Annotated in this window: 18 protein-coding genes; 10 read left to right on the top strand and 8 right to left on the bottom strand. The window is 67.6% G+C overall.

Going from position 1 to position 22,842, the window contains the following annotated elements; genetic code table 11:
• Window positions 1-150: 150 nt before the first annotated feature.
• Window positions 151-1,356: an ammonium transporter gene (locus ACI48D_RS05855; protein ID WP_435570282.1), complete on the bottom strand. Its 1,206-nt coding sequence runs from the start codon at window positions 1,354-1,356 to the stop codon at window positions 151-153.
• A 178-nt stretch (window positions 1,357-1,534) separates the two neighbouring features.
• On the bottom strand, window positions 1,535-2,473 hold the full coding sequence (locus ACI48D_RS05850; RefSeq protein ID WP_435570281.1) for a LysR substrate-binding domain-containing protein: 939 nt from the start codon (window positions 2,471-2,473) through the stop codon (window positions 1,535-1,537).
• 119 nt (window positions 2,474-2,592) lie between these two features.
• Here ACI48D_RS05850 and ACI48D_RS05845 point away from each other — a divergent pair, with 119 nt between their 5' ends.
• Complete coding sequence (locus ACI48D_RS05845) at window positions 2,593-3,816, top strand: urate hydroxylase PuuD (protein WP_435570280.1); 1,224 nt, start codon at window positions 2,593-2,595, stop codon at window positions 3,814-3,816.
• A 17-nt stretch (window positions 3,817-3,833) separates the two neighbouring features.
• Here ACI48D_RS05845 and ACI48D_RS05840 read toward each other — a convergent pair whose 3' ends face one another.
• The 4 genes from ACI48D_RS05840 to ACI48D_RS05825 all read right to left on the bottom strand — a co-directional run bounded on the left by ACI48D_RS05840 (window position 3,834) and on the right by ACI48D_RS05825 (window position 9,113).
• On the bottom strand, window positions 3,834-6,074 hold the full coding sequence (locus tag ACI48D_RS05840; RefSeq protein WP_435570279.1) for a hypothetical protein: 2,241 nt from the start codon (window positions 6,072-6,074) through the stop codon (window positions 3,834-3,836).
• Window positions 6,075-6,142: 68 nt separating this feature from the next.
• On the bottom strand, window positions 6,143-8,542 hold the full coding sequence (locus tag ACI48D_RS05835; protein WP_435570278.1) for a prolyl oligopeptidase family serine peptidase: 2,400 nt from the start codon (window positions 8,540-8,542) through the stop codon (window positions 6,143-6,145).
• Between the two features lie 186 nt (window positions 8,543-8,728).
• Window positions 8,729-8,857, bottom strand: a complete 129-nt coding sequence (locus tag ACI48D_RS05830; protein ID WP_435570277.1) for a hypothetical protein — start codon at window positions 8,855-8,857, stop codon at window positions 8,729-8,731.
• A 13-nt stretch (window positions 8,858-8,870) separates the two neighbouring features.
• Window positions 8,871-9,113, bottom strand: a complete 243-nt coding sequence (locus ACI48D_RS05825) for a hypothetical protein (protein ID WP_435570276.1) — start codon at window positions 9,111-9,113, stop codon at window positions 8,871-8,873.
• Window positions 9,114-9,303: 190 nt separating this feature from the next.
• On the opposite strand from ACI48D_RS05825, the gene ACI48D_RS05820 reads away from it, so the two are divergent.
• The 8 genes from ACI48D_RS05820 to ACI48D_RS05785 all read left to right on the top strand — a co-directional run bounded on the left by ACI48D_RS05820 (window position 9,304) and on the right by ACI48D_RS05785 (window position 20,189).
• Window positions 9,304-9,936: an ANTAR domain-containing response regulator gene (locus ACI48D_RS05820; protein ID WP_435570274.1), complete on the top strand. Its 633-nt coding sequence runs from the start codon at window positions 9,304-9,306 to the stop codon at window positions 9,934-9,936.
• Window positions 9,933-11,045 carry a CmpA/NrtA family ABC transporter substrate-binding protein gene (locus tag ACI48D_RS05815; protein ID WP_435570272.1) on the top strand — a complete coding sequence of 371 codons (1,113 nt, stop codon included), beginning with the start codon at window positions 9,933-9,935 and terminating at the stop codon, window positions 11,043-11,045. The genes ACI48D_RS05820 and ACI48D_RS05815 overlap by 4 nt, the downstream gene beginning before the upstream one ends.
• Before the next feature lie 269 nt (window positions 11,046-11,314).
• On the top strand, window positions 11,315-12,610 hold the full coding sequence (locus ACI48D_RS05810; RefSeq protein ID WP_435570271.1) for an MFS transporter: 1,296 nt from the start codon (window positions 11,315-11,317) through the stop codon (window positions 12,608-12,610).
• Between the two features lie 12 nt (window positions 12,611-12,622).
• The gene (nirB, locus tag ACI48D_RS05805) at window positions 12,623-15,151 is read left to right on the top strand and encodes a nitrite reductase large subunit NirB (RefSeq protein WP_435570270.1); all 2,529 of its coding nucleotides are present in this window, start codon (window positions 12,623-12,625) and stop codon (window positions 15,149-15,151) included.
• Between the two features lie 22 nt (window positions 15,152-15,173).
• On the top strand, window positions 15,174-15,524 hold the full coding sequence (nirD, locus tag ACI48D_RS05800; RefSeq protein ID WP_435570269.1) for a nitrite reductase small subunit NirD: 351 nt from the start codon (window positions 15,174-15,176) through the stop codon (window positions 15,522-15,524).
• Window positions 15,521-16,738, top strand: coding sequence for an NAD(P)/FAD-dependent oxidoreductase (locus ACI48D_RS05795; RefSeq protein ID WP_435570268.1), 1,218 nt, complete (start codon window positions 15,521-15,523; stop codon window positions 16,736-16,738). The genes nirD and ACI48D_RS05795 overlap by 4 nt, the downstream gene beginning before the upstream one ends.
• A gap of 12 nt (window positions 16,739-16,750) precedes the next feature.
• Window positions 16,751-19,447 (top strand): molybdopterin-dependent oxidoreductase, encoded by a 2,697-nt coding sequence (locus tag ACI48D_RS05790; protein ID WP_435570267.1) that lies wholly within the window; start codon window positions 16,751-16,753, stop codon window positions 19,445-19,447.
• A 112-nt stretch (window positions 19,448-19,559) separates the two neighbouring features.
• On the top strand, window positions 19,560-20,189 hold the full coding sequence (locus ACI48D_RS05785; protein ID WP_435570266.1) for a head GIN domain-containing protein: 630 nt from the start codon (window positions 19,560-19,562) through the stop codon (window positions 20,187-20,189).
• Here ACI48D_RS05785 and ACI48D_RS05780 read toward each other — a convergent pair.
• Entirely contained in the window at window positions 20,186-21,115 is a 930-nt protein-coding gene (locus ACI48D_RS05780; protein WP_435570265.1) for a LysR family transcriptional regulator, read from the bottom strand. The genes ACI48D_RS05785 and ACI48D_RS05780 overlap by 4 nt on opposite strands.
• A gap of 149 nt (window positions 21,116-21,264) precedes the next feature.
• Here ACI48D_RS05780 and ACI48D_RS05775 point away from each other — a divergent pair, with 149 nt between their 5' ends.
• Window positions 21,265-22,461 carry an MFS transporter gene (locus ACI48D_RS05775; RefSeq protein WP_435570264.1) on the top strand — a complete coding sequence of 399 codons (1,197 nt, stop codon included), beginning with the start codon at window positions 21,265-21,267 and terminating at the stop codon, window positions 22,459-22,461.
• Here ACI48D_RS05775 and ACI48D_RS05770 read toward each other — a convergent pair whose 3' ends face one another.
• Window positions 22,462-22,842: a SirB2 family protein gene (locus ACI48D_RS05770; protein WP_435570263.1), complete on the bottom strand. Its 381-nt coding sequence runs from the start codon at window positions 22,840-22,842 to the stop codon at window positions 22,462-22,464. It abuts the gene before it with no gap.

The following is a 22,842-nucleotide window of genomic DNA, read 5'->3' as shown; positions in this document are numbered from 1 at the left end:
TGACCTGCCTCCTCAATTTCGGCTCTGAGCCTGGGGGTTCTCCGGAACCTCAAGCTTAATCCGCGTTGTTTGAGGTTCGGCAGGTCAATACATGATGTCTAGTACGGCGAGACGATGCAACGCCGCCACGTGGGTTTGTCAGGCGCTCCTTCACTGGAAAGTGGTCTCGCGCTCCGGCGTGGCGCTGATGCGGTGGATCGACAGGTCGGCGCCGTCGTATTCCTGCTCGGCGTCCAGGCGCAGGCCGACCGTCTTCTTCAGCAGGCCGTAGATGATCCAGCTGCCCAGCCCCGAGACGACGATGCCGAGCAGGGTGCCGAGCAGCTGCGAGGCCAGCGAGACCCCGCCCAGGCCGCCCAGCGCGCGGCTGCCGAAGATGCCGGCCGCGATCCCGCCCCAGGCCCCGCACAGGCCGTGCAGCGGCCACACGCCCAGCACGTCGTCGATCTTCCAGCGGTTCTGCGCCAGCGTGAACAGCGACACGAAGATCGCGCCGGCCACCGCGCCGGTCACCAGGGCGCCGAGCGGATGCATCAGGTCGGAGCCGGCACACACCGCCACCAGGCCGGCCAGCGGGCCGTTGTAGACGAAGCCGGGGTCGTTGCGGCCCATGATGAAGGCGACCAGGGTGCCGCCCGTCAGCGCCATCAGCGAGTTGACCGCCACCAGGCCGTTCATCTTGTCGAGCGTCTGCGCGCTCATCACGTTGAAGCCGAACCAGCCCACGGTCAGGATCCAGGCGCCCAATGCCAGGAAGGGGATGTTCGACGGCGGATGGGCGGAAATGCGCCCATCCTTCGTGTAGCGGCCGCGGCGCGCGCCCAGCAGCAGCACCGCCGGCAGCGCGGCCCAGCCGCCCACCGCATGCACCACCACCGAGCCGGCGAAGTCGTGGAAGGGCGCGCCGAAGGTAAGGTTCAGCCAGTCCTGGAAGCCGAAGCGGTTGTTCCAGGCGATCCCTTCGAAGAACGGATAGACCAGGCCGACCAGCACGGCGGTGGCCGCCATCTGCGGATGGAACTTGGCGCGCTCGGCGATGCCGCCCGAGATGATCGCCGGGATCGCCGCCGCGAAGGTCAGCAGGAAGAAGAACTTCACGAGTTCGTAGCCGTTCTTCGCCACCAGCGTGGAGGTGGCGCCGAAGAAATTCACGCCGTAGGCGACCGCATAGCCGACGAAGAAATAGGCGATGGTCGAGACGGCGAAGTCGATCAGGATCTTGACCAGGGCGTTGACCTGGTTCTTCCGGCGTACCGTTCCCAGTTCGAGAAAGGCAAAGCCGGCGTGCATCGCCAGGATCATGATCCCGCCGAGCAGGATGAAGAGCGCGTCGGCCCCGGTTTTGTAGGCATCCATGCGTGTGTTCCCAAAAAGTGCAAAAAAAATTGCTTGAGCACTTCTTGATAGCAATAAGCGTTCCAATTTGGGGCGCCTATGCACGCTTGATGCGCGGCCGCGAAAAATTGCCCTGTTTTTGAGCGGCGGCACCGGAATGGTGCATCCGTGCGCCAAAACTGAACGGCCGGCGCCGCGTTCAGGGCGTGACCAGCGCCTTCGCCGCCGCCGTCACCTGGTCGCGCAACCACTTGTGCTCGGGCGACTGGTGCACCCGCTGGTGCCACAGTTGGTAGAAACGCATCGGCGGGAACTTGATCGGCACCGTGAAGCTCTTCAGCGGCAGGGTTTTTTCGTAGAAGCGGATGAATTGGCGGCCGGTGGTCAGCACCAGGTCGGTCTGGGTCAGCATGTACGGGATCAGGCCGAAGTAGGGAGACTCGACCGCCACCTTGCGCTGCAGGCCCGCGCGCTCCAGGAAGGAATCGATCACGCCGTGGTAGCCGGGCAGCGTCGGCGACGGCGCCACGTGCGGCAGGCTGAGGTAGTCCTCGAGCGACATCGCCTCGCTGGCCGTGCGGCGCGCGTAGGCGCTGTCGGCACGCATGGTGCAGATGATCGGGTCTTCGAACAGCTTGGAGATGTGCAGGTGCGCGGGCGGCTCGTCCCAGTTGGCGATCACCAGGTCGATCTCGCCGTCCGACAGCATGCGCAGGTAGTCCGTGCCCGGGCCCAGGTGGTGGATCGACAGCTTGCTGTTCGGCGCGCCGCGGCGGATGCCTGCGACGACGCTCGGCAGGAATTGCGTGTCCAGGTAGTCGGGCGCGGCGATGTGGAAGGTGCGCGCGGCCTGCTCGGGCACGAAGGGCGTCTTCCTGACGAACAGGTTCTCGGTCTCGTCGAGGATGCGCTTGGCGGGTTCGAGCAGGCTTTCGCCATGCTGGGTCGGCACCATGCCGCGCGCGCCACGTACCAGCAGCGGGTCGCCGGTCAGTTCGCGCAGCTTGCGCAGCGAGGCCGAGATCGAAGGCTGGGGCTGGTTCAGCTTGAGCGCCACCCGCGAGACGTTCTTTTCGACCAGCAGCAGGTAGAGGATGCGGATCAGGTGCAGGTCGAGGTGCTGGGGGAGGCTGCTCATGGAAAAGTTTTCATATACGCGTGTGCTTATGTCGAATATACGGTATTTTCCATGTTGAATAAATGGAAACTGGCTTATCTTCTTGTTTACCTTGTGTAATCGCGTGTGCAAAGGATGTTATGGACTACCTGCTTCCGTATGGCCTCGAATGGATGAATATGCTGGTGCGCTGGCTGCACGTCATCACCGGCATCGCCTGGATCGGCGCCTCCTTCTATTTCGTCTGGCTCGACAATTCCTTGCGGCCGCCGGCGCCGGGCGGCGAACTGGCGAAGAAGGGCGTGGCCGGCGAGCTGTGGGCCGTGCACGGCGGCGGCTTCTACAACCCGCAAAAATACCTGGTCGCCCCCGCCGAGCTGCCGAAGGACCTGCACTGGTTCAAGTGGGAGGCGTATTCGACGTGGCTGTCGGGCTTTGCGCTGCTGACCATCGTTTACTACTTCAATGCCCAGGCCATGATGGTCGACCGCACGGTGGCCGACCTGTCGGCCTGGCAGGCGGTCGGCCTCGGCCTGGGCAGCCTGGTGGTGGGCTGGATCGTCTACGACCTGCTGTGCCGCTCGAAGCTGGGCAAGCACGGCCTGGCCTTCGGCGCCGTGATCTTTGCCTTCCTGGCAGGAGCGGCCTGGGTGCTGACCCACTGGCTGAGCGGGCGCGCGGCCTATATCCACGTCGGCGCGATGATCGGCACCATCATGGTCGCCAACGTGGCGATGGTGATCATTCCCGGCCAGCGCAAGATGGTCGACGCGATGATCGCCGGCTTGCCGCCCGACCCCATCTACGGCCTGCGCGGCAAGCAGCGCAGCGTGCACAACAACTACTTCACGCTGCCGGTGCTGTTCATCATGATCAGCAACCACTTCGCCATGACCTACCGCCACGAGCACGCCTGGGCGGTGCTGGCCGCGATCATGCTGGCCGGCGTCTTCATCCGCCACTTCTTCAACCTGCGCCACAAGGGCCGCGTCGAATGGAAGTACCCGGCCGTGGGCGTACTGCTGCTGCTGGCGGTCGCCGTGGCGATCGCGCCGAAACCGCCGGCTGCCGCCGCCAGTGCCAAGGCCGGCGCCGGCGCGGGCGCGCAGTTCGCGCAGGTCCAGGGCATCATCCGGCAGCGCTGCGTCGCCTGCCACGCGGCGCATCCCACGCAGCCCGGTTTCGCCACCGCGCCGGCCGGCGTGATGCTGGATGACCCGCACGGCATCTCGCAGAACGCCCAGCGCATCTACCAGCAGGCGGTGCAGCTGAGGGCCATGCCGCTGGCGAACATGACCAACATGACGGACGCCGAGCGCGCCCAGGTCGCGGCCTGGTTCGAGTCCGGCGCCAGGACCGACTGAGCGCCGATTGAGCTCGGCTATTTGTGCGGCTCGCGCGGCACGATCGCGAACTGCGGCGCGCTTCCGTAATCCGGCTTGACGCTGCGCGCCATGAAGCGCTGCCAGGCCTCGCGACCGGCCTTGCCGCCGGCGTCGGCCGCATACGCCAGCGCCGGCTGCATGTTCGACGGGAAGCCGGTGGGGCTGGTCGAGTAGCCCGGCATCTCGCCCGGCTTCACTTTCAGCGCCTGCGCCATCGCGGCGCCGCCGCACTCCTGCGACGCGACCGCGGCCGGCTGGCTGGCCTTGTACGCTTGCCCCATGGTCTCGTAGAACGGCGCGCCGGCGCTGTCGCGTACCGTCATTTCGTAGACCGAGGCGCCGACCCAGCAGGCGCCCGGCGCCGTCATGCGCAGGATCGGGAACTTCGCCTTCCAGGCCAGCAGGCGCTTCGCGCCGTCGAAGCCGAGGTCGGCGACGTGGCCGACGGCGGAGGTGAAGAAGTCGTCCTGCCACGGCGCCAGCCCGCTGCCCTTGTTGTAGACCAGCGCATAGCCGTTGGCGATGAAGCCCAGTTTGTTGGCGTTGCGGTTGTCGGTGTACTCGGCGTTGTACCAGTCCAGGTTACTCTTCAGGATGCGCTGGAAGTCCGCCTTCAGCGGATCGCCGTCGGGCACGATGTAGGCCGCCTCGCCCAGCGTGCGCAGGCCCCAGGCCTGGCCGCGCACCTGATCCGGCTTGAGCAGGCCCTTGATGTTCTCGCGGTAGCCGGGATTCGAGTTGAACACGTCGTACATCGCCCAGAACTCCAGCTCTTCCAGATAGTAGGCATCGCCGGTCACCAGGTAGGGCAGGTAGGCGAAGGCCGGCTGGTGCGGGACGTCGTGGACGTAGGGCGTCTTGCAGGCGTCCTTGGGGCAGGGCGGGAAGGCCTCCGACTTGCCGGTCCTGGGATTGAGGGTGTCGCCGGGGTGGCCGAGGATCGTCATGTAGGGATAGTCGACCAGGCTGACCGGCTTGCCGGTGCGCCGGTCGCGGTAATGCATCGACCAGCTGCCGGCCAGCTCGGCGGTGCCGAGCGTGGCTTCCTTCGCCCGCCCGTCCATGCTGAGCAGGTAAAGCGTGGCCCAGCCCGGCAGCAGGCCGATGTCGTCGCGCCCGCCGGTGGTCGGCATGGCGGCCATCGCCATGCCGATGCCCATCGGTTCGGTCTTCGGCCCGCTCCACCCGGCCTTCAGGTCGGCCAGCGCGCGGTCGGAGACGCGCACCGAGCGGTCGTAGTTCGGCAGCGCGCGCGACGCGATCAGGTAGCCGGTGTCGTGGCGGACATGCAGCGCCGGCACGTCGCCCCACCAGAGGGTCTTGCGCCAGCGCGCCTGGTTGAAGTGGACCAGGCCGGGTTTCGCATACGCCTCCTTGCCGCCGACCAGGATACGCGCATCGTAGGTCTCGTCGCGCGGCGCTTCCTGGAAGGCCCAGGCGTTTTCCAGCGTGACGTCGACGCGCGCCTTGCCCAGCGTGCGGTACCAGCGTACGGCGAAGCGCGCACTCAGGCGCGGATGCTCGGCCCCCTTGTCGTTCCTGAGCGGGGCCGAGACCAGCCACTCCGTCACCAGCGGGCCGTCCAGCCAGACCTGCGGCTTCTGCCGCAGCAGCTTGTCGGCGGAGGCGGTCCAGGCCTGGCCGCCGATAGTGGCGCTGGCGGTGGCCGTGAAGCCGGCGTCGAGCAGTGCCTGCGCGGATGCCGGCGCGCCGGATTTCGCGGCGCCGCCCTTGTCCCTGGTTTTGACCAGCGCCAGGGCCTGCGGCCCGGCCTTGGCGGCGAGCGGCAGCAGCGCACTGATGACGGCATGGCGCACCGAGCCGTCCGCATGGGTGGCCTTGACGTCCACTTGCAGCGGCACCGTGCGGCCATCGGGCAGGCGCCCGAGCAGCGCGTCCGCGCGTTTCAGGTCGCCCGGCGCGAACACCTGGCCGAAGGTGAGCGGAAGCGCGGCCTTGCCGTCGGCGTCCGCGGCCTCGATCGTCACGCCCGTGATGCCGTCGCCCCAGTCCGGCGCGGCCTGGCGTGGCGCAGGCGCCGCTTCGGGCACCGAAGCCGGGGCAGGCGATGCAGCCTTCGCGGCCGGGCCGGCGGGAGCCTCCATGGCGCCGCCGTAGCGCGACTGCAGCACCCTGTCGGCATCGAGCTGCTCGCTCTCGGGCAGGCTCTGGGCCAGCGCGGCGGCGGCCGGCAAGACAAGGCAAACAAGGGACGGCGACAGTCGTTTCATAGGCATGGCGGTATCGAAGGCTGGATGTGAAAAGGGCGCCCGAAGGCGCCCCGATGATACCGCTTACCGCAGACTTACTGCGCCACGGGAGGCTGCTTGAGCGTGCGCTCGAACAGCTGGTAGATGCGGCGGTACTCGTCATACCAGCTTTCGGGCTGGACGAAGGAATGGCGTTCCATCGGATACGGCGCCAGTTCCCAGTGGTCCTTCTTCAGTTCGATCAGGCGCTGGGCCATGCGCACCGAGTCCTGGAAGAACACGTTGTCGTCGACCATGCCGTGCGCGATCAGCAGGTTGCCCTGCAGGTTCTGCGCATAGTCGATCGGCGACGAGGCCTTGTAGGCTTCCGGGTCCAGGTCCGGGGTGTTCAGGATATTCGCCGTGTACTCGTGGTTGTAGGTGGTCCAGTCGGTGACCGGGCGCAGCGCGGCGCCCGACTTGAACACCTCCGGCGCGCGCAGGAGGCCCATCAGGGTCATGAAGCCGCCGTAGCTGCCGCCGTAGATGCCGACGTTGCCGGCGTCGCCCTGCTGCTTGGCGACCATCCAGTTGACGCCGTCCAGGTAGTCCTCCAGCTCCGGGTGGCCCATCTGGCGGTAGATCGCGTTGCGCCACTTGGCGCCGTAGCCTTTCGAGGCGCGGTAGTCCATGTCCAGCACCACGTAGCCCTTCTGTACCAGCAGGTTGTGGAACATCTGCTCGCGGAAGTAGGGCGTGTAGCGGCGCGAGACGTTCTGCAGGTAGCCGGCGCCGTGCACGAACATCACTACCGGGTACTTCTTGCCCGGCTCGAGCTGGGCAGGGCGGTACAGCTTGGACCAGATCGGATCGGCGCCATGGGTGGAGGGGACGGCCACGAACTGCGGCTGGATCCAGTCGTGCGCCTTGAATTCGGCGCTGCGGGTGTCGGTCAGCCTGGCCGCTTCGCCGCCGCTCGACGGCAGGGTGGCAATCTGCGGCGGCAGGTAGGGGCCGGAGTAATGCACCAGCAGCTTGCGCTGGTCCGGCGACAGGCGGAAGTCCTCCACGCCGCCATCCAGGCTGCTGACTTCGCGCGTTGCGCCATCCTTGGCCGATACCGAGCACACCTCATAGGTGCCGGGGTTCTTGCGGTTGCATAGCAGCCAGGCGGTGTCGCCGTCGCGCGACCAGGCCACGTCCGTGGCTTCCCAGTTGCCCTGGGTGAGGGCGCGGGTGCGGCCGGAAGCGTCCAGCGTGTACAGGTGCGAGTAGCCGCTTTCCTCCGACAGGTACCACAGGGTGGCGTTGTCCGGCAGCCAGCCGAATTCGCTGTTGTCGAAATTGATCCAGGCCTGGTCGCTCAGGCGGTGCACCGGCTTGAGCGCGGCGCGCGGCAAATCGACGGTGGCGATCCAGCGGTCCTTGTTGTCGACCGAGCGCAGCATCACGGCGACGTTCGCGCCGTTGCCGCTCCAGACCACGTTCTCGCCGTCGAAGCCGATCCTGACGGCGCGGTTGCCCTTGAGCGGATCGAGCTTGCGCTCGGCGCGCATCGCCGCCAGCGGGTCGGCGTTCACGCCGGGCAGGACGTCGAAGGACAGGCCCTTCACCTCGCGCGTGAGCAGGTTGACCAGCTTCAGGCCGTTCGGACGCGGGCTGTTGCGGCCGACCCGGGTGCGCTCGTCCGAGGTCTCCTCGTAGCCGGACTCGGTCACGTAGCGCGGCATCTTGCCGACGCGGCCCTTGTCGCCGCCGTCCTTCGGGCCGGTCACGACCAGCAGCCAGCGGCCGTCCGGCGACAGGTGGGTGGCCACGATCGACAACTTGTCGCCCAGGTAGATCGGGGCCGGGGCGCGGGTCGGATCGGCGCGGCGCTCTTCCTCGGCGCGCGCGCGGTTGGCGTCGCGCTCGTCCTTCTGGCGCTTGAGGGTGGCGATCAGGCGCAGCTGCATGTCGCCCAGCGCGTCCGGGTCCTGGGCGCCCGGCTCCTTCGCCGCGCGCGCCACGGCGATCGGCGCGACCAGGCGGCTGGCGCGGTCCCAGCCGGCCCAGTCGTCGCCGATGCGAAACTGCACGCTGCGGCCGTCGGCGGAATACTGCACGGCATTGATGGCCACGCCGCTGGTGCGCGAGATCTGCACCAGCTCGCCGTTCCTGAGGTCGCGCTCGAACAGGTCGCCGTTGCGCACGAAGGCGGCGCGGGTGCGTTCGGGGTTGTAGACCACCAGCGCGCCGTCCAGCCTGGCCAGTTCCGCGTCGTCGACCTTGCGTGCCTTGTTCAGGCCGGCCTGGGCGCCGGTCTGGTAGATGTCGCGCAGCGGCGAGCCCACGCGCTTCTGCTTGTACAGGACCTGCTTGCCGTCCCAGCTCCACCACGCGGTTTCCACGGGATTGCCGATCCAGTCGGGATGGGCCATGGCCTGGTCGAGGGTCACGGGCGTCGAGGCGGCAACGGGCAGGGCCAGCAGGGCAGCCAGGGCGGCGATAGCGGAAGTGGAAGCAGAAGGGCGCATCGTTGGTCTGAGAGAAATTGCAAAAAAGCATTCTAGCTCAGCCGATAAACATGCTGGGTGGATTCGCCAGGCGGCGTCGCGCGCCTGCGTACGTACGGAGCCCGTAAACGACAACGCCCGGCCAATGCCGGGCGCGTGGAGAAGAGCAAGGACTAATGAAGGCTTGGCCGAGATTCTTCAGTTTCTTCAGTTCGGATGATCGCCGATCCACAGCTCGATCGGGGTAGTCACGGACGGGTTAAGGATGAAGAACGCGATACGGGTGACGATGGCCAGGGCCGAGATGGCGACGGTGACGTATTCGACTGGGGTCATGATGGTGTCCATGTTACTTGGAAGCGAAATTGCGCAGTTCGGCCGCCAGGGCCGGGCTATGGGATTCGGCGGCGGCGGCCAGCGACAGCAGCTGGGCGCGGCCGGTCTGGACGCGCTTGGTCTCGCCCTGGTGCGCGATCCAGCCGCCATGTGCTGCGTAGAGGCCGATCGCGAAGTCGCGGATCTTGCCGAAGCTGTCTGCAAATTGGTGGCGCAGACCCTTGTCCTGCGCCTGGGTGATCGTTGCGGTGCTCATGAAGTTCTCCGATAAATCTCTGTTGTTGCGGTGCAGTATAAGGAGACTTAAGACATAAGGGAACTTTTACTTGGTGATGTTTTCCATTAGTTTCGTGAATATTTGTTGACGCTTAACTGCGACTCGTCCTTACTTCGGTTATGCGTATCGGAAATATCTATCTGGCCCGGAACTTGCATATTTCCAAAGCATGAAATCGCCATCTCCCGTCCAGCGCACCCTGCGTATCGTCGTGGTCAACACTGCGTCGTGCGCCGGCGAACAGGCCGCCGCGGCCCAGGCGCGGCGCAACACGGCGCTGCGGATCGGACTGCTGGAATCGGGCTACGACATCGTCGCCTCGCTGCCGGCCGATATCTTCCTGCCCGAGCGAATCGCCCAGATCCAACCGGACATGATCATCATCGACAGCGAATCCGACGCCCGCGACGTGCTCGAGCACATCGTGATCGCCACCCGCGACGAGCCGCGCCCGATCGTGCTGTTCACCGACGACCAGGACCCGTCCAGCATGGATGCGGCGCTCGGCGCCGGCGTCTCGGCCTATATCGTGGCCGGGCTGCAGGCCGAGCGCGTCAAGCCGGTGCTGGACGTGGCGATGGCCCGTTTCAAGCGCGAGCGCAGGCTGCTGGACGAACTCTCGGACACGCGCCGCCAGCTGGCCGACCGCAAGCTGGTCGACCGCGCCAAGGGCGTGCTGATGGCCCGGAGCGGCCTGACGGAAGAGCAGGCTTACCAGAAGCTGCGCAGCATGGCGATGAACAAGAACATGAAGCTGGGCGAAGTGGCGCAGCGGATTCTCGATGTGGAAGATCTTTTATGAGCGAAAAATCCGTCATCCGGGCCGGCTTCATGCCGCTGACCGATTGCGCGCCGCTGGTGATGGCCTGCGTGCTCGGGCTGGACGACAAATACGGCATCAAGCTCGAACTCAGCCGCGAGCATTCCTGGTCCGGCATGCGCGACCGCCTGATCAACGGCAGCCTTGACGCGGCGCATGTGCTGTACGGCCTCGTGTATGGCGTCGAGCTGGGCATCGGTTCGCGCGCCGTGCCGATGGCGGTGCTGATGAACTTGTCGCGCAACGGCCAGGCCATCACCCTGTCGCGCGCGCTGGCGGAGCAGGGTGTGCTGGACGGGCCGTCGCTGGCGGCGCACATCCGAAAAAGCCGGCGCAGGTTCACGTTTGCCCACACCTTCCCCACCGGGAACCACGCGATGTTCCTGTATTACTGGCTGGCGGCAAGCGGCATCGATCCGCTGCGCGACATCCAGGCGGCGACCGTCCCGCCGGGCCAGATGGCGGCCAGCCTGGCGGCCGGGCACATCGACGGCTTTTGCGCCGGCGAGCCCTGGAGCGCGCGGGCGGTGCTGGACGGCGCCGGCTTCACGGTCGCCACCAGCCAGGACGTCTGGCCCGATCATCCCGGCAAGGCGCTGGGCGCCACCGCCGCCTTCGCCGACGCCCATCCGCATGCCTGCCGCGCGCTGGTGGCGGCGCTGCTGGAAGCGGCGCGCTGGATCGACGCCTCGCCCATCCACCGCGATGCCGCGGCCGAGGTCCTGGCCAGCCCGGCCTACGTGAATGCCGGCCGCGACCTGATCGCCGCGCGCCTGCATGGCCATTACGAGGACGGCCTGGGACGGCGCTGGCGCGACCCCGACCCGCTGCACTTCCACGCAGGCGGCGAGGCGAACTTTCCCTGGCTGTCCGACGGCATGTGGTTCATGACCCAGCACCGCCGCTGGGGCCTGCTGCGCGAGGACCCGGACTACCTGGCCGTCGCCGCGCGGGTCAACCGGGCCGGCCTGTACCGCGAAGCCGCCGCGCTGGCGGACGTGGCGGCGCCCGCCGGCCTGCTGCGCTCGTCCGTGCTGATGGACGGCAGGCTTTGGAACGGCAGCGCTCCCCTCGCTTATATCTCTCCATGATCGGTGCATACCCGTGCCTCATTATCGGGCATGGTGCACCGCAATGAAGCGCAGTCCCTGAGCGCTTCCCGGCGCGCCAGGGGGAAGGGCTGCTGGCACGGCTCTTGCAAACACTCCCTGCAAGGATCAACGGCGATCCCATGAACACCAGCCGGTCCAATGGCGGACCGGCACACAGGACAACGGCGTCCGCTGCACCCGAACCATCCCATGCGTTCGGCCAGGCAGCGGGCGCCGTTTCGTTTTAGATGAGCCTTCGGGGAGCGATCATGGCCGGCAAAGCAACTAACATCAAACTGTTCTCCTTCAACACGCCGCAGATGCGTGCCTTCCACCTGAGCTGGGTGGCCTTCTTCGTCTGCTTCTTCGCCTGGTTCGCCTGCGCGCCGCTGATGCCGGTCATCAAAGGCGAATTCCACCTGTCGATCGCGCAGATCGCGGACATCAACATCGCGGCGGTCGCCATCACCATCCTCGTGCGCCTGCTGGTCGGCCCGCTGTGCGACCGCTTCGGCCCGCGCAAGACCTACACCGGCCTGCTCGCCATCGGCGCCATTCCCGTGCTGGGCGTGGCCATGGCCCAGAGCTACGAGAGCTTCCTGCTGTTCCGTCTCGGGATCGGCGCGGTCGGCGCCAGCTTCGTGATCACCCAGTACCACACCTCGGTGATGTTCGGCCCGCGCGTGGTCGGCACCGCCAACGCGGCCTCGGCCGGCTGGGGCAACAGCGGCGGCGGCATGGCGCAGGCCACCATGCCCCTGCTGATGGGTGCCGTGATCATGGCGGGCGTCAGCGAGGTCATGGGCTGGCGCGTGGCCCTGCTGGTGCCGGGCGTGGCGATGCTCATCATGGCCGTGGTCTACTGGAAGTTCACCCAGGACTGCCCGGAAGGGAATTACGCCGAGCTGCGCGCGGCCGGCATTCCCTTCGAAGCCGGCGGCAAGGGTGGCTGGGCCAGCTTCACGGAAGCCTGCCGCAACTACCGGGCCTGGTTATTGTTTGTCACCTACGGCGCCTGCTTCGGTATCGAACTCTTCATCCACAACGTCGCCGCCGTCTATTACGTCGACCATTTCAAGCTGTCGCTGAAGGAAGCGGGGATGGCGGCCGGCAGCTTCGGCCTGCTGGCCCTGTTCGCCCGCGCCCTGGGCGGCTGGCTGTCCGACAAGGCGGCCGCGCGCGGCGACCTGAACAGCCGCGTCAGCCTGCTGTTCATCCTGATGGTGGGCGAGGGCCTGGGCCTGCTGTGGTTCTCGCAGACCGCCGGCGTGGCATCGGCGATCGTCGCGATGCTGTCCTTCGGCCTGTGCACCCACATGGCCTGCGGCGCCACCTATGCGCTGGTGCCCTTCGTGAACCGCAAGGCGCTGGGCGGCGTGGCCGGCATCGTCGGCGCCGGCGGCAACGTCGGCGCGGTGCTGGCCGGCTTCCTCATGAAAGGTACCGGCGACGTGCGCCAGACCCTCTTGATCCTCGGCGGCGCGGTGCTGGTGTCAAGCCTGTGCGCGATCGGCGTGCGCTTCGGCGTCACCGCCACCGAAACCCCGGCCCCCGCCGCAGCTTAAGGAATACGGATTATGAAACTGATCGTCATCGGCCACGGCATGGTGGGCCACAAATTTCTCGAAACCCTGTTTGCCGACGCCAGCGCCGGCCACGGCTTCGATGTGACGGTGCTGTGCGAAGAGCCGCGCCCGGCCTACGACCGGGTGCACTTGTCGGAGTTTTTTGCCGGCCGCAGCGCCGACGAGCTGTCGCTGGTGGCGCCGGGCTTCTTCGAGCGCGATGGTCTCGATCTGCGCCTGAATGCGAAAGCCGTGGCAATCGACCGCGCCGCGAAGACCGTCACCCTGGCGGACGGCGAAGTGCTGGGCTACGACAAGCTGGTGTTCGCCACCGGTTCGTCTCCCTTCGTGCCGCAGGTAGAGGGCCGCGAGCGTGACGGCTGCTTCGTCTACCGCACCATCGAAGACCTGGAAGCGATGCTGGCTTGCGGTTCGAATGCGCGTTCGGGCGTGGTCATCGGCGGCGGCCTGCTGGGCCTGGAGTGCGCCAAGGCGCTGCGCGACATGCGGCTCGACACCCACGTGGTCGAATTCGCGCCGCGCCTGATGGCAGTGCAGGTCGACGAGCTGGGCGGACGCATGCTGCGCTCGCGCATCGAGGAACTGGGCGTGACCGTGCACACGCAGAAGAACACCCTGCGCATCGTCGATGGCGACACGGCCGCGCACCGCATGGAGTTTGCCGACGGCAGCGTCCTCGAGACCGATATGATCGTGTTCTCGGCCGGCATCCGCCCGCGCGACGAGCTGGCGCGCGCCTGCGGCTTGTCCCTCGGCGCGCGCGGCGGCATCGCCATCGACGACGCCTGCCTCACCTCGGACCCGGACGTGTATGCGATCGGCGAGTGCGCGGCCTGGAACGGCCAGACCTTCGGCCTGGTCGCGCCCGGCTACGACATGGCGCGCACCGTGGCGCGCGCGCTGCTGGGCCAGGAAGGCACCTTCGCGGGCGCCGACATGAGCACCAAGCTGAAACTGATGGGCGTGGACGTGGCCTCGATCGGCGACGCGCACGGGAATACCGAAGGCAGCCGCAGCTTCCAGTTCAGCGACGAGAGAAAACGCATCTACAAGAAGATCGTCGTGTCCGATTGCGGCAAGCGCCTGCTGGGCGCGGTGCTGGTCGGCGACGCGGCGGAATACGGCAAGCTGCTGCAGACCATGCTGAATGGCCTGAAGTTGCCGGCCGCGCCCGAGTTCCTGATCCTGCCGCAAGGCGAGGGTGCGCGTCCGGCGCTCGGCGTCGAGGCGCTGCCGGCCACGGCCCAGGTCTGTTCCTGCAACGCGGTCAGCAAGGGCGCGATCATGGACGCGGTGGTGGGCGGCGCCTGCGACATCGCGGCCGTCAAAGCCTGCACCAACGCCGGCACTTCCTGCGGCGGCTGCGTGCCGCTGGTGAACCAGATCATGAAAGCCGAGATGGCGAAGGCCGGCCTGGCCGTCAGCAAGCACCTGTGCGAACACTTCCCGTACTCGCGCCAGGAGCTGCACCACCTGGTGCGGGTTGGCCAGATCAGGAGCTTCGCCGAGCTGCTGGGCAAGCACGGCAAGGGCCTGGGCTGCGACATCTGCAAGCCGGTCGCCGCCAACATCCTGGCCTCGACCTGGAACGACTTCGTGCTGAAGCCGGAGCACGCCAGCCTGCAGGATTCGAACGATTACTTCCTCGGGAATATCCAGAAGGATGGCACCTATTCCGTGGTGCCGCGCATGCCGGGCGGCGAAGTGACGCCGGACGGCCTGATCGCGGTGGGACAGGTCGCGAAAAAATACGGCCTGTACACCAAGATCACGGGCGGTGCGCGCGTGGACATGTTCGGTGCCCGCGTCGACCAGCTGCCGTCGATCTGGGAAGAGCTGATCGCGGCCGGCTTCGAGTCCGGCCACGCCTACGGCAAGTCGCTGCGCACCGTGAAGTCCTGCGTCGGCTCGACCTGGTGCCGCTACGGCGTGGGCGACAGCATGGCTTTTAGCATCGCGCTGGAAAACCGCTACAAGGGCCTGCGCGCGCCGCACAAGATCAAGTTCGGCGTGTCCGGCTGCACCAGGGAGTGTGCCGAGGCGCAGGGCAAGGACGTCGGTCTGATCGCCACGGATAAAGGCTGGAACCTCTACGTGTGCGGCAACGGCGGCATGAAGCCGCGCCATGCCGAGCTGCTGGCGTCGAACTTGACTGAAGAAGACGTCGTGAAGCTGGTCGACCGCTTCCTGATGTTCTACGTGCGCACCGGCGACCGCCTGCAGCGCACCAGCACCTGGCGCGAAGGCCTGGAAGGCGGCCTGGATTACCTGAAGCAGGTGGTGGTCGAGGACAGCCTGGGCATCGGCGCCGAGCTCGAGGCCGACATGCAGCGCGTGGTCGACAGCTATGCCGACGAGTGGAAGAACGCGGTCGAAGACCCGGCCGTGCGCGCGCGCTTCCGCAGCTTCGTCAACAGCGAAGGCGTCGACGACAACGTGGTCTTCATGCCGGAGCGCGGCCAGGTGCGGCCGGCCACGCCGGAAGAACGCCGCGTCATCCCCATCATCCGCAGCGCGTAATACCTCATCAAGGAGAACCATCATGCATCGTGACCTTCAGTTGAACCAGTGGAACGCCGTCTGCCCCCTCGACCGCATCGTGCCGGATACCGGCGTGTGCGCGCTGCTGAACGGGCGCCAGGTGGCCGTGTTCCGCATCGGGGCCGAGTCCCCGAGCCTGTTCGCCATCGATAACTACGATCCGAATTCGCACGCCGCCGTGCTGTCGCGCGGCCTGGTCGGCAGCATCGGCGAGCGTGTGGTGGTGGCTTCGCCCATCTACAAGCAGCACTTCGACCTGCAGACCGGCGAGTGCCTGGAGGCGCCGCACAACTCGGTGTCCAGCTATCCGGTGCGCGTCGAGAACGGCCAGGTCTGGGTGGGGGCATCATGAACCGGCCATCGCTGGTCGTGATCGGCAACGGCATGGCCGGCATGCGCACGGTCGAGGAACTGCTGAAGCTGGACCGCGACAGGTACGACATCACCGTGTTCGGCGCCGAGCCGCATGGGAACTACAACCGGATCCTGTTATCGCCGGTATTGGCGGGCGAGAAGACGGTCGACGACATCATGCTGCACACGCGCGAGTGGTACGCCGCCAACGGCATCACGCTGCACGCCGGCGATCCGGTCGTGCGCATCGACCGGAAGCAGCGCATCGTGCATGCCGCTTCGGGCCTGGCGGTGTCCTACGACCGGCTGTTGATCGCCACCGGATCGACACCCTTCATCGTGCCGGTGCCTGGCCATGAGCTGTCCGGCGTGATCGGTTTCCGCGACCTGCACGATGTCGACGCCATGCTGGCGGCGGCGCGCGCGGGCGGGCGCGCGGTCGTGATCGGCGGCGGCCTGCTGGGCCTGGAAGCCGCGAACGGCTTGCTGCGCCGGGGCATGGAGGTGAGCGTGGTGCACGTGACCGCCAGCCTGATGAACCAGCAGCTGGACGCGCCGGCTGCCGAGCTGCTGCGCGCTTCGCTGGAGCGGCGCGGCCTGCGCATCCTGCTGAGCCGCGAGACCGCCGCCATCGAAGGCGAGGGCAGGGTACAGGCGGTGCGCTTCACCGATGGCGAGGCCATCCCGGCCGACCTGGTGGTGATGGCGGCCGGCGTGCGTCCCAACGTCGCGCTGGCCCGGGAGGCCGGCTTGCACGTCGAGCGCGCGATCGTGGTCGACGACACCCTGCAGACCTACGACCCGCGCGTCTACGCCGTCGGCGAATGCGTGCAGCACCGCCGCGCCACCTTCGGCCTGGTGGCGCCGATCTGGGACCAGGCGCGCGTGTGCGCGGCCCACCTGGCGGGCGCCGGCCACCGCCGCTACGTGCAGCAGGCTACCGCCACCAAACTGAAGGTGACCGGCGTGGACCTGTACTCGGCCGGCGACATCGTCGGCAGCGAGGGCAGCGAAGACCTGGTGCTGCGCGACCGCCGCGGCGGCGTGTATAAACGCCTGGTGGTCGGCGGCGGCCGCCTGCTGGGCGTGGTTCTGTACGGCGACGTCGGCGACGGGCCCTGGTACTTCGAGCTGATCCAGAACCGCACCGACATCGCATCCATCCGCAACCATTTGCTGTTCGGCCAGGCGCAGGCCCTGGCAGCCGCGTAACCGGAGTCTTGCATGAAACTGTCCGCCATCCCCACCACCGTGCGCACCACCTGTCCCTATTGCGGCGTCGGCTGCGGCGTGCGCGCCCAGCTCGGCCAGGATGGGCAGCTCGCCATTCTCGGGGACGAGGCCCATCCGGCCAGCCAGGGCCGCCTGTGCGTGAAGGGCTCGGCGCTGGGCGAGACCGTTGGCCTCGACGGGCGCCTGCTTTCTCCCATGTTGCGTGAACAGGGCGTGCTGCGCGAGAGCTCCTGGGACGAGGCGCTCGACAAGGTGGCCGGCGGGTTTCAGAAGATCATCGCCGAACACGGCCCGGACGCGGTGGCGCTGTATGTCTCCGGCCAGCTGCTGACCGAGGATTATTACGTCGCCAACAAGTTCATGAAGGGCTATGTCGGCAGCGCAAACATCGACACCAATTCGCGTCTGTGCATGTCCGCGGCGGTGGCCGGCCACAAGCGCGCCTTCGGCGAAGACATCGTGCCCGGCTGCTACGAGGATTTCGAACTGGCCGACCTGGTGGTGCTGGTGGGCTCGAACGCCGCCTGGTGCCACCCGACCCTGTACCAGCGCATCGCGCGCGCCAGGGAAGCGCGGCCGGCGATGAAGGTGGTCGTGATCGATCCGCGCCGCACCGCCACCTGCGACCTGGCCGACCTGCACCTGCCGCTGAAACCGGGCAGCGACGTCTGGCTGTTCAACGGACTGCTGGCTTACCTGGCCACGCAGGGGGCGCTGGACGCGGCCTTCGTGGATGCGCACACGGCCGGCCTCGGGGATGCATTGGAGGCGGCCGGGCAGGCCGGCAGTCTGCTCGACGTGGCCAAGGCCTGCAAACTGGATCCGCAACAGCTGCTGGCCTTTTATGAACTGTTCGCGAAGACGGAAAAGACCGTCACCGCCTTCACCATGGGCGTGAACCAGTCCTCCAGCGGCGCCGACAAGGTCAACGCCATCATCAACTGCCACCTGGCGACGGGCCGCATCGGCCATCCCGGCATGGGACCGTTCTCGCTGACCGGCCAGCCGAACGCGATGGGCGGACGCGAGGTGGGCGGCCTGGCCAACATGCTGGCGGCGCACATGGAGCTGGACGATCCGGGCCAGCGCGCCGCCGTGCGGGCATTCTGGGATGCGCCGCGCATCGCCGACAAGCCCGGCCTGAAGGCGGTCGACCTGTTCCGCGCGATCGAGGAGGGCAGCGTGAAGGCCGTGTGGATCATGGCCACCAATCCGCTGGTCAGCCTGCCGGATGCGGACCAGGCCAGGCGCGCCCTGGAAAAGTGCGAGCTGGTGGTGGCGTCCGACATCGTGCTCGGCACCGACACCAACGAGATGGCGCACGTGCTGCTGCCGGCCCTGGGCTGGGGCGAGAAGGACGGCACGGTCACCAATTCCGAGCGCTGCATCTCGCGCCAGCGCGGCTTTCTTGCTGCGCCGGGACAGGCGCGGCCGGACTGGGAGATCGTCTGCGAGCTCGCGCGCCGCATGGGCTTTACGGGTTTCGATTTCAGCTCGCCGCACCAGATCTTCGACGAGCATGCGCGCCTGTCGGGCTGGCAGAACGGTGCCGGCAGCCAGCGCCGCCGCATCTTCGACATTGGCGGACTGGCCGGCTTGAGCGGCGCCGAATACGACGCCCTGGAACCCGTGCAGTGGCCGGTGCGCCGCCCTGGAGACGCCACCCGGCGCCTGTTCGGCGACGGCCGTTTCTCGCATCCGGACGGCAGGGCGCGCTTCGTGGCCACGCGCGCGCGCCTGCCCGCGCATGCGCCTGACGCGGACTTTCCGCTGGTGCTGAACACCGGCCGCGTGCGCGACCAGTGGCACACGATGACGCGCACCGGGCGCTCCGTCAAACTGGCCGAGCATGTGCCGGAACCCTTCGTCGACCTGCACCCGCAGGATGCCTTGCTGTGCGGCGTGAAGGACGGCGAGCTGGCGCGTGTGAGCAGCCGCTGGGGCGCGGGCGTGGCGCGCGTGCGGCACGGCGGCGGCATCGCGCGCGGCAACGTGTTCATGCCGATCCACTGGAGCGGGCAGACGGCGTCCGATGCGCGCGTGGGCAGCATCGTCAATCCGGCGGTCGATCCGGTCTCGGGCGAGCCGGAGTTCAAACATACGCCGGTGCGCGTCGAACCCTTCGGCGTGAACTGGTACGGCTTCATCCTCAGCCGCACCGAACTGCCGCTGGAAGAAGCGGCCAACTGGACCCGCATCCAGGGCAGCGGCTTTGTCCGCTACGAGCTGGCCGGGCGCAATCCCTTTGCCGAAGCGGCCGGCTGGGCACGGCGCCTGCTGAAAGTGGAGGACGAGGACGCCGACTGGATCGAGCTCGAGGACCGCAGCGGGGGCGTGTACCGCGCGGCCCACCTGATCGACGGCCGCATCGAGGCTTGCCTGTTCGTGTCCCAGCGCCAGGACCTGCCGGCACCCGGTTCTCCGTCCCGGAACTGGCTGGCGCAGATGTTCGGCAAGCAGGAGCTGTCGCCGCAGGACCGCGCCGGCCTGCTGTCCGGCCGCGCAAGGGAGCAGGGGGGCGATCCGGGGCCGACCGTCTGCTCCTGCTTCGGCGTGGGCCGCAACACGATCCGCATCGCCATCGAAAAGCATGGGCTGAAAGATGCGTCGGAGGTCACCGCCTGCGTGAAGGCGGGCGGCAACTGCGGTTCCTGCGTGCCGGAGATACGGGCGCTGCTGGCGGTCTAGCAGTGCATTTGGCAGATAAGGCAGCGAATCATGCAGTTCATCGCAAAATACCGGCCGGGCGGGAGATCTCTGCTTAGAATGATTTCACCTTAACCCAACCGGGAGTTCTGCGATGCGCCCAATCACACTTGCCCTTGCCGCCGTCCTTTCCCTTGCCGCCACCGCCCAGGCGGACGAGCAGCTCCGCAACGCGCCGGCGTTCACGTCGATCAGCGTGCATGGGCCGATCAGCGTTACCGTGGATGCGGGCAAGGCGCAGTCGCTGACCGTGCGGGGCGACCCCAGGTTCATCAAGGACCTGACGAGCGAAGTGGTAGACGGCGAACTGCGCCTGCGCATGCCCGACAGGGACAAGAAGCTCAACTCCAAAGGCGACCAGCGCGTCGTCATCACCATGCCGGCGCTGCGCGCGCTCGAGGTCGAAGGGGCGGGCGAGATCAGGCTCAACCAGGTTCGAGGCGAACGCCTCGACGTGAACTACCGGGGTGCCGGCAGCGTGGGCATCAACGGCGAAGTGAAGACCTTCAGCATGAAGGCGGAAGGCGTCGGCGAAGTCGATGCGAAAGCCCTGCTTGCGAACGACGTGGACGTCCGTTTTCGCGGCATCGGCGACGTCAAGGTCTACGCCAGGAACCGGCTCGACGCGGTGGTGGAGGGCATGGGCAACCTGAGCTATTACGGCAAGCCGCGCATCGTCAACAAGACTGCGTCGGGCATCGGATCGGTGCAGGCCGCTAACTAGGAAGGCTCGAAAGGCGGCCCGGTCCGCTCAGCGGGCAGGATCCCGAAGGCCTGCGGCACCGCGACCCGCATGATGTCGATGAAGCGCCGCAGCCGCGCCGGATAGAAGCGCGCCGGCGGATAGATCAGGTGGATGGGCAGCGGCGCCGCTTCCCAGTCCGGCGTCAGCTGCACCAAACGGCCGGCCTCGAGCTCCTCGCGCACGGCCCAGGACGAGCCGACCGCTACGCCCACATCCTGCAGCAGGGCGCTGCGCATCGCATACAGGTTGTCGGTCACCAGGCGCGGCTGGACCGGAAAGCGCAGCGTCTCGCCGCTCTGCCTGTGCGTCAGCGCGACCTCGTTGCGGTAGTAGGGCGACACTGCGATCCAGGACAGGTCGGCCAGCTCGCCCGGGTGGGTCGGCACCGGGCGGCCTTCCAGCAGGGAGGGCGCACAGACCACGATGCGCGGCACTTCGCCCAGCCGGATCGCGACCACCGACGGGTCGGGAATGTCGCCGACCCGGATCGCGCAATCGATGCCCTCGGCGATGAAGTCCGGCGTGCGGTCGTGCAGGGTCCAGTCGACCGACATCTTCGGATAGCGCCTCAGGTACTCGGCCAGCGGCCCCACCAGTTGCTGCTGGCCGAAGGCATGCGGCGCGATCACGCGCAGCAATCCCACCGGTTCCTCGCCGGCACCCCGGATCTCGCTCTCGAATTCCTGCCAGCCGGCGATCAGCTCCTTGGCCCGCGTATAGCAGCGCATGCCGTCGTCGGTCAGCTTCATCGCGTGCGTGGAGCGCTGCAGCAGGCGCACGCCCAGCGATTTCTCCAGCGTCTTCAGGCGCCGGCTGACGGTGGGCTGGGTAGTCTCCAGCAGCCGCGCGGCCGCCGACAGGCTGCCGGCATCGACGATGCGGACGAAGGTTTCTACGAGCATCATGCGATCGGTTATGCGGTCGGTGGTGGAAACAAGGCTGTTAAGGTCTGTGTTCATACGTTCATCGTATAACACTTCGACGTCCGACCCGTCTACCGTTCTCAAGCCCAGCCAAGGATAATGGCGCCATCGAGAATCACCGGAACCGCACCATGAACACCGTCCAGACCGCCCACGCGCGGCCCCACCTGTCGTCGTCGCTGAGCTTTTTGCTGGCCGGCGCCACCGGCCTGACCGTGGCCGCCCTCTACTACAGCCAGCCGACCCTGGGCGTACTGGCCGGCGACCTGCACGCCAGCCCGCGCGAGATCGGCTGGATCCCGACCCTCACCCAGCTCGGCTACGCGCTCGGTCTGCTGCTGCTGGCGCCGCTGGGCGACCGCTTCGACCGCCGCAACATCATCCTGCTGAAGGCGGTGATCCTGTGCGCCGCGCTGCTGCTGACCGGCTTCGCGCCGGGCCTGCCGGTGCTGCTGGTGGCGAGTTTGCTGGTCGGGCTATTCGCGACCGTGGCCCAGGACATCGTCCCCGCCGCCGCGACGCTGGCTCCGCCGGAAGAGCGCGGCAAGGCGGTCGGCACGGTGATGACGGGCCTCCTGATGGGCATCCTGCTGTCGCGTGTGGTGAGCGGCTTCGTCGCCGAGACCGCCGGCTGGCGCGCGATGTTCGTCGCGGCCGCCGCCAGCGTGGCTGTGCTGGCCGTGGTGCTGGCGAAGGGCTTGCCGCGCTTTGCGCCGACCACCAGCAAGCCGTATCCGGAGCTGTTGAAATCGCTGGTTCACCTGTGGGGCGAATACCCGAAGCTGCGCCAGGCCGCGCTGGCCCAAAGTCTGCTGGCGCTCGGCTTCTCGGCCTTCTGGTCGACCCTGGCGGTGATGCTGCACGAGGCCCCGTTCCACCTGGGCTCGGGTGCTGCCGGCGCCTTCGGCCTGGCCGGCGCCGCCGGTGCCCTGGCCGCGCCCTTCGCCGGCCGCCTGGCGGACCGTCACGGCCCGGAATGGGTGCTGCGCATCGCCTGCGCCATTGCCGTGGTGTCGTTCGCCGCGATGCTGCTGATGCCGCTGCTTCCGGTGCAGGCCCAGCTGGTGCTGCTGGCGCTGGCCACGGTCGGTTTCGACCTGGGTGTGCAGGCCAGCCTGATCTCGCACCAGAGCATCGTCTACGGCATCGCGCCGGAAGCGCGCAGCCGCCTGAACGCGGTGCTGATGACCTGCATGTTCATCGGCATGGCGACCGGCGGCCTGCTCGGCGCCCAGGTGCTGGCAAGCTGGGGCTGGATCGGCGTGACGCTGCTGGCGACCGTGTCGGCCGGTGGTGCGCTGCTAGTGCGCCTGCGCAGCGGAAAATAGTCAATCGAAGGGAAAGGGCCGCTTGGTGACGGCCACGAGCACGATGTAGGCGAACAGCGCCAGCGCCGCGGCAAACGCGGCCTGGCGCTGTCCTTTTGTGCGCCCGCGTTTCAGGGCGATCGAGCCCAGCACGATGTAGCCGAGCAGGGCGAGCACCTTGGCCGTCAGCCACGGCTGCCGGCCGGGATATTGATGGCTCCAGGCGGCCAGGCCGATCGCGCTGGCCAGCAGCAGGGTGTCGACGATGTGCGGCGCCACGCGCACCCAGCGCTGCTGCAGCATGGTCGAGGCGCGCAGCATCCAGGCGCCGCGCAGCAGGAACAAGGAACCGGAGAGGGCGGCGCAGCCCATGTGGAAGTGTTTGAGGCTCAGGTAATCCAT

It is taken from the genome of Massilia sp. LXY-6 (assembly GCF_051233485.1).
Taxonomy (GTDB): Bacteria; Pseudomonadota; Gammaproteobacteria; order Burkholderiales; family Burkholderiaceae_D; genus Telluria.
This window is presented reverse-complemented; position numbering and strand designations above follow the sequence as displayed.

Excerpts from the sequence above, each read along its gene's own strand:
- ACI48D_RS05855 (WP_435570282.1), bottom strand. The coding sequence starts at position 1,356 with ATGGATGCCTACAAAACCGGGGCCGACGCGCTCTTCATCCTGCTCGGC.
- ACI48D_RS05850 (WP_435570281.1), bottom strand. The coding sequence starts at position 2,473 with ATGAGCAGCCTCCCCCAGCACCTCGACCTGCACCTGATCCGCATCCTC.
- ACI48D_RS05845 (WP_435570280.1), top strand. The coding sequence starts at position 2,593 with ATGGACTACCTGCTTCCGTATGGCCTCGAATGGATGAATATGCTGGTG.
- ACI48D_RS05840 (WP_435570279.1), bottom strand. The coding sequence starts at position 6,074 with ATGCCTATGAAACGACTGTCGCCGTCCCTTGTTTGCCTTGTCTTGCCG.
- ACI48D_RS05835 (WP_435570278.1), bottom strand. The coding sequence starts at position 8,542 with ATGCGCCCTTCTGCTTCCACTTCCGCTATCGCCGCCCTGGCTGCCCTG.
- ACI48D_RS05830 (WP_435570277.1), bottom strand. The coding sequence starts at position 8,857 with ATGACCCCAGTCGAATACGTCACCGTCGCCATCTCGGCCCTGGCCATC.
- ACI48D_RS05825 (WP_435570276.1), bottom strand. The coding sequence starts at position 9,113 with ATGAGCACCGCAACGATCACCCAGGCGCAGGACAAGGGTCTGCGCCAC.
- ACI48D_RS05820 (WP_435570274.1), top strand. The coding sequence starts at position 9,304 with ATGAAATCGCCATCTCCCGTCCAGCGCACCCTGCGTATCGTCGTGGTC.
- ACI48D_RS05815 (WP_435570272.1), top strand. The coding sequence starts at position 9,933 with ATGAGCGAAAAATCCGTCATCCGGGCCGGCTTCATGCCGCTGACCGAT.
- ACI48D_RS05810 (WP_435570271.1), top strand. The coding sequence starts at position 11,315 with ATGGCCGGCAAAGCAACTAACATCAAACTGTTCTCCTTCAACACGCCG.
- nirB (WP_435570270.1), top strand. The coding sequence starts at position 12,623 with ATGAAACTGATCGTCATCGGCCACGGCATGGTGGGCCACAAATTTCTC.
- nirD (WP_435570269.1), top strand. The coding sequence starts at position 15,174 with ATGCATCGTGACCTTCAGTTGAACCAGTGGAACGCCGTCTGCCCCCTC.
- ACI48D_RS05795 (WP_435570268.1), top strand. The coding sequence starts at position 15,521 with ATGAACCGGCCATCGCTGGTCGTGATCGGCAACGGCATGGCCGGCATG.
- ACI48D_RS05790 (WP_435570267.1), top strand. The coding sequence starts at position 16,751 with ATGAAACTGTCCGCCATCCCCACCACCGTGCGCACCACCTGTCCCTAT.
- ACI48D_RS05785 (WP_435570266.1), top strand. The coding sequence starts at position 19,560 with ATGCGCCCAATCACACTTGCCCTTGCCGCCGTCCTTTCCCTTGCCGCC.
- ACI48D_RS05780 (WP_435570265.1), bottom strand. The coding sequence starts at position 21,115 with ATGATGCTCGTAGAAACCTTCGTCCGCATCGTCGATGCCGGCAGCCTG.
- ACI48D_RS05775 (WP_435570264.1), top strand. The coding sequence starts at position 21,265 with ATGAACACCGTCCAGACCGCCCACGCGCGGCCCCACCTGTCGTCGTCG.
- ACI48D_RS05770 (WP_435570263.1), bottom strand. The coding sequence starts at position 22,842 with ATGGATTACCTGAGCCTCAAACACTTCCACATGGGCTGCGCCGCCCTC.